Origin of the sequence: Kitasatospora sp. NPDC057198, from assembly GCF_042670125.1 — a bacterium.
GTDB lineage: Bacteria > Actinomycetota > Actinomycetes > Streptomycetales > Streptomycetaceae > Kitasatospora.
In genome coordinates, this window is the sequence record NZ_JBHUWH010000498.1 from 1 (window position 1) to 5,529 (window position 5,529).

Annotated in this window: 3 protein-coding genes; 1 reads left to right on the plus strand and 2 read right to left on the minus strand. The window is 72.1% G+C overall.

All coding sequences use genetic code 11. The features are described 5' to 3' along the window. Positions 1-53: 53 nt before the first annotated feature. A complete protein-coding gene (locus ACFUEL_RS34070) occupies positions 54-1,502 on the minus strand; it encodes a non-reducing end alpha-L-arabinofuranosidase family hydrolase (protein ID WP_380241183.1) in 1,449 nt (482 codons plus the stop codon). Positions 1,503-1,740: 238 nt separating this feature from the next. Next, on the minus strand, positions 1,741-3,222 hold the full coding sequence (locus ACFUEL_RS34075) for an endo-1,4-beta-xylanase (protein ID WP_380241184.1): 1,482 nt from the start codon (positions 3,220-3,222) through the stop codon (positions 1,741-1,743). A gap of 945 nt (positions 3,223-4,167) precedes the next feature. Here ACFUEL_RS34075 and ACFUEL_RS34080 point away from each other — a divergent pair. Continuing rightward, entirely contained in the window at positions 4,168-5,508 is a 1,341-nt protein-coding gene (locus tag ACFUEL_RS34080; RefSeq protein WP_380241185.1) for a PHB depolymerase family esterase, read from the plus strand. The last annotated feature ends 21 nt before the right edge of the window (positions 5,509-5,529 follow it).

Consider the following 5,529-nt stretch of genomic DNA (forward strand, 5'->3'; position numbering starts at 1 on the left):
GCCCCGCGGTACGCGGTGCCGGCGCCTCCCCCTGTGCGCGGTGGCGGGACGAGTCAGCGCTGCAGGGTCAGCACCCCCGGACGCCACGGGAGCTGGTCGTAACTGCCGCTCGCGGTCGGGGACTTGCCCTGGTAGAGCAGCTGGAGGTTGCAGGGGTCGACGGTCATCGTCTGGTCGGGGTTCTCGCGCACCAGGTCGCCGTGGCTGATGTCGTTGGTCCAGCCCGCGCCGCTGTTGGCCTTGCCCGCGAACGGGTTGGCCTCGGTGGCGGCCTGCGGCGTCCAGGAGCCGTTCAGGCTGGTGGCGGTGAAGGAGCGGAAGTAGCGCTGCTCGGTGGCGCCCCGGGCCTCGACGATCATCAGGTACTGGTTCTGGCCCTTGACCTTGTAGACCTGCGGGGCCTCGAACAGGTTCTTCGCGGTGTCGGTCATCACGGTGGTGTACGAGGAGCCGAAGCTCCCCGGGAAGTTGCCGATCGGCATGCTCGCCCGGTAGATGCTGCCGTTGTCACCGGCGAAGAACAGGTACATGTTCTGGCCGTCGGCGATCAGCGTCTGGTCGATCGGCCCGGTGCCGGAGTTCGGGATGCTGCCGGTGAACAGCGGCTGCGGCGCGGACCAGCCGTTCGGGTTGGTCGGGTCGCTCGAGGTGCGGTAGACGAACGGCGAGGCGCCCCACTGGTAGGCCAGGACCCAGACGTTCTTCGGCGCGAAGTAGAACAGCGTCGGCGCCACCGCGGCCTGGCCCATCCCGGTCTGCGCGGCCGAGGCCATGTCGGACCAGTTGGTGAACGGCGCGAACGCCATCGAGCCGTACGAGGAGCCGCTCACGTTCGAGGCGTACACCAGGTGCTTGCCGTTGTAGACGACGTCGGTGAAGTCCTTCAGCGCGGCCCAGCCGTTGGCGGGCTGCGCCAGCACGCCGGTGGAGCTCCACCGGTAGGTCGACGGGAGGGTGCAGGTGGTGCCGCCGGACGGCGGGGGCGTGGTCGAGCCGCCCGCGGTCAGGCCGGTCCACTGCTGGTTGCCGCGGCCGTTGCAGGTCCACAGCTCCACGGCGGTGCCGTTGGCGGTCGCGCCGCCGGTGACGTCCAGGCACAGGCCGGACTCGACGCCGGTGATGCTGCCGTCGGCGTTCAGCCGCCACTGCTGGTTCGCGCCGCCGCTGCACGCCCAGATCTGCACCCGGGTGCCCGCGGCGGTCGCGTGGTCGGGCACGTCCAGGCACTTGTTGCCGTAGACGGTCAGCTGGTTGGCGGAGGTCAGCGTCCACTGCTGGTTGGTGCCGTTCCAGCAGTCGTAGATCTGCAGCAGCGCGCCGTCGCTCTGGCTGCCGCCCGACACGTCCAGGCAGCGGCCGGAGGAGACGCTCTTCAGGGCGCCGGTGGTGGCCGCCTGCGCGGCGGGGCCGGCGACGAGCATCGCGGCCAGGGCGGCGACGGCCGCGACCACGGCGGTGAGCAGGGCGGGCAGCCGCGTGCGGCGGGAACTTCGTCCGTGCATGGGGGTTCTCTCACTCCTGGGGGGAACGGGTGGGGAACTGCCGCCCGGCAGCGATGTTAGCGCTAACAATCAGTGCCGCCGGGCGGCAGCGTCAGGGGATGGGACGGTGGCTCCGGAGTCCGTCCACGACGTGGCGCACTCCGGAGCCGGGGAGCGGGGCCGAGGCGGCTCGGGGCCGGGGCGGTTCGGGGCCGGGGCGGTTCGGGGCCAGGGCCGCTCGGGGCCGGGGCCGCTCAGCTCACTTGAAGGTCCAGTGCTGGTTGGCGCCGCCGTTGGAGTCCCAGATCTGGACCGGGGAGCCGTTGCCGGTCTGGCCGCCGGGGATCTCCAGCGCCTTGCCGCTGGCGGCGTTGGTCAGCGTGTAGGAGCCGTCGCCGTTGCGGGTCGCCCGCCAGTGCTGGTTGGCGCCGTTGTTGGCGTCCCAGACCTGCAGCCGCGTCCCGTTGGCGGTCTGGCTGCCGGGCTCGTCCAGCACCCTGCCGCTGGCGAGGTTGGTCAGCGTGTAGGTGCCGTCGCCGTTCTGGGTGGCCCGCCACTGCTGGTTGGCGGCGGTGCCGTTGGCGTCCCAGACCTGGAGCTGGGTGCCGTTGCCGTTCTGCCCGGCGGGCTCGTCCAGGACGCGCCCGGCCGCCACGTCGGTGAGCGTGTACGCGGTGCCGGAGACGATGCCGCCGCCCGGGGTGCCGGTGCCGCCGCCGGCGCTGTTCAGCGCGTTGAGCACCGAGGTGTAGGCGGCCTTCTTGTTGCCGTAGTTGTCGAACAGCAGAGGGTTCTCGCCGGTGCGCCAGGAGTCGTTGTCGCGGATGCCCCAGACCGTGATCCCGGTGCAGCGGGCGACGTCCAGGCATGCCTGCACGGCGCCGGCGTAGGCGGTGGACGAAGCCTGGGCGATGTCCAGTTCGGTGAGCTGGACGTCGACGCCGAGCGCGGCGAAGTTGGCCAGCGTGGTGCGGAAACTGGCGGGCGCGCCGCCGCTGCCGAAGTGGCTCTGGAAGCCGACGCAGTCGATGGGCACGCCGCGGGCCTTGAAGTCCTTGACCATGTTGTAGACGCCCTGCGTCTTGGCGGACGACCAGTCCTCGATGCTGTAGTCGTTGTAGCAGAGCTTGGCCGCGGGGTCGACGCTGCGCGCGGTGCGGAACGCCTCCTCGATGAAGCCGTTGCCCAGCACGTTCTGGAACACCGAACTGCGGTGCTGGCCGGTGCCGTTGTCGGCGAACGCCTCGTTGACCACGTCCCAGGCGTAGATCTTGCCCTTGTAGTGGGACATCTCCTGGGTGATGTGGTTGTTCATCACGCTGCGCAGCGTGCTGGCGTCGCCGATCGAACTCACCCAGCCGGGCAGCTGGTTGTGCCAGACCAGGGTGTGGCCGCGCATCCGCTGGCCGTGCGCGGCGGCGTGGTTGACGATCGCGTCGCCGGGGCCGAAGTTGAACGAGCCCCGGGACGGTTCGACCGTGTCCCACTTCATCTCGTTCTCCGGGGTGACCATGTTGAATTCCCGGTCGAGGATGCTGCTGTACGTCGAGTCGCCGAGCTTGCCCGCGGGGACCGCGGTGCCGAAGTAGCGGCCGCTGTCGGCCGCCGCCGCGCCGAGCGTGCTCTGCCCGGCGGCGGAGGCGGCGGGGACCGCGGCGACGCTGCCGACCGCACCGGCGATCAGGCAGGCGGTCGCGGTCAGGGCCGTGCGGAGACGGACGGACTCGTGGAGCCGTGACATGACGAATCTTCTCCTCGTGGGTGGGGGAGGTGTTCGCGCACCGGTCGGGAGCGGCGGCCCGCCCGGGCCGACGACCTTTCCGTTAGCGCTAACAATTCACGGGGGGAGCAGGTGACCTTCCTGGCGGTCCGGAGGACCTCCAACGGGGTACGGGACGGTCGACCTCCGGCGCGGCCGGCTCCCGGTCTGCAGGGGGAGACGGAGTCGGTGCGCGCCGCGACGGCTGCCGGTGCCGAGGGAACCGGCCCGGTGCCCGGGTCGCGTCGTCCGAGGGGGTTGGCGCCCCCGGTCCTGCCCGGCCGGGGCTCCGATCCCGGGCCGCTCGGACGGGTCGATGGCGACAGTGTTGGTCCGCGCCGGACGGGCTGTCAACGGTTTCGACATGAACGGTGAAACGATCGGAAACAATCGATCTCCCCCGATCCGGGCAAGTCGGCCGGTCAGCCGCCGGTCAGCCGCCGGTCGGGGTCCGCTCGGCTGACGCGAGGTCAAGGGGTGGACTGCACCCCGGTGGACTTCGTCGCGATCTCCCGCCATGCTGGTCGGCAATCCATGACCGGTGAAGCGAAAAGTTTCGGTCCGGCGGTCCGGCGGCCCTGACCGTCCCGGCCCCGTCCCGCCCGGCGCACCCGTCCCGTCCGGCGCACCCGTCCCGTCCGGCGCACCCGTCCCGTCCGGCGCACCCGGCGTACCTGTTCCACGGCGCACCCGCTTCCCGGCGGACGCCGGGCCGGATCGTGCAACTTTCACCACGCGCGGCGGGAACGGCGGCCGGCCGGAGGCGGATCCGCAGGTCGCGGGGCGCCCACCGGGCCCGCCGCCACGAGGCCGTGACGGGCCGTTGACGGCCGCGGCGGACCGCCCCGAGCATCGGGAGCGTCCTCTCGGCGGCGGCGGCGGCCGGAACCTCCTTCACCCGCACGGCAACCCCGACGGAGAGGTCCCATGTTCCGATCACGCTCGCTCACGTCCCGCCTCCTCGGCATCGCGGCCTCGGTCGGCCTCGCGGTCGGCCTGAGCCTGCAGGCGGCCCCGCAGGCCGCCGCCGCCTCGCTGACCCAGGTCACCGGCTTCGGCACCAACCCGACCGGCCTGGCCATGCACCTGTACGTGCCGGCCTCGGTCAGGCCCGACCCGCCGATCCTGCTCGCCCTGCACGGCTGCCAGGGCAACGGCCCCTACCTGTACTCCAGCACCGACTTCGCCCAACTCGCCGACCAGTACGGCTTCCTGGTCATCTACCCGTCGACCAGCCCGAACGGCAGCTGCTGGGACGTCTCCTCCGACCAGGCGCTGACCCGCGGCGGCGGCAGCGACCCGGTCGGGCTGATGTCGATGATCACCTACACCGAGCAGCACTACGGCGGCAACGCCAACGCCGTGTACGTCACCGGCGAGTCCTCCGGCGGCATGATGACCAACGTGATGCTCGCCGACTACCCGGACGTCTTCAAGGCCGGCGCCGCGTTCATGGGCGTGCCCCACCACTGCTTCCACACCGGCACGGTGCGCGGCTGGAACAGCGCCTGCGCGCAGGGGCAGGTCTCGATGACCCCGCAGCAGTGGGGCGGCCTGGTCCGGGGCGCCTACCCCGGCTACACCGGCCCGCGCCCGCGGGTGCAGCTGTGGCACGGCACCGCCGACACCGTCCTGAACCACCACAACCTCGGCGAGGAGGTCAAGCAGTGGACCGACGTCCTCGGCGTGAGCCAGACGCCGTCGTCCACCGACACCCCCGCCACCGGCTGGACCCGCACCCGCTACGACAACGCCGCGGGCACCCAGGTCGAGGCGTACAGCATCTTCGGCGCCGGACACCAACTGCCGGTCCAGGGCGCCGGGATGGCCGCCAACGCGGTCCACTTCATGGGCCTGGACGCCACCCCGTCCGGCGGTGGCACCGGCGCGCTGCGCGCGGTCGGCGCGGGCAAGTGCCTGACCGACCCGAGCACCGCGGCGGGCACCCGGCAGCAGATCGCCGGCTGCAACGGCGCCGCGAACCAGACCTGGACCCGCACCGCCTCGAACCAGCTGACCGTGACCGTCGGCGGCGCCACCCTGTGCCTGGACGCCGAGGCCAAGGGCACCGCCAACGGCACCAGGGCGATCGTCTGGTCCTGCAACGGCCAGCCCAACCAGCAGTGGCGGGTCAACGCGAACGGCACCGTCACCGGCGTCCAGTCGGGGCTCTGCCTGGACGTGGCCGGGCTGGGCACCGCCGACGGCACGCCCGTCCAGCTGTGGTCCTGCAGCGGCGGCAGCAACCAGCAGTGGAAGCTGGGCTGACGCCCCGTCACTCCTTCATCC

What these genes read in the sequence shown, in the direction of transcription:
- ACFUEL_RS34070 (WP_380241183.1), bottom strand. Translation starts at nt 1,502, where the DNA reads ATGCACGGACGAAGTTCCCGCCGCACGCGGCTGCCCGCCCTGCTCACC.
- ACFUEL_RS34075 (WP_380241184.1), bottom strand. Translation starts at nt 3,222, where the DNA reads ATGTCACGGCTCCACGAGTCCGTCCGTCTCCGCACGGCCCTGACCGCG.
- ACFUEL_RS34080 (WP_380241185.1), top strand. Translation starts at nt 4,168, where the DNA reads ATGTTCCGATCACGCTCGCTCACGTCCCGCCTCCTCGGCATCGCGGCC.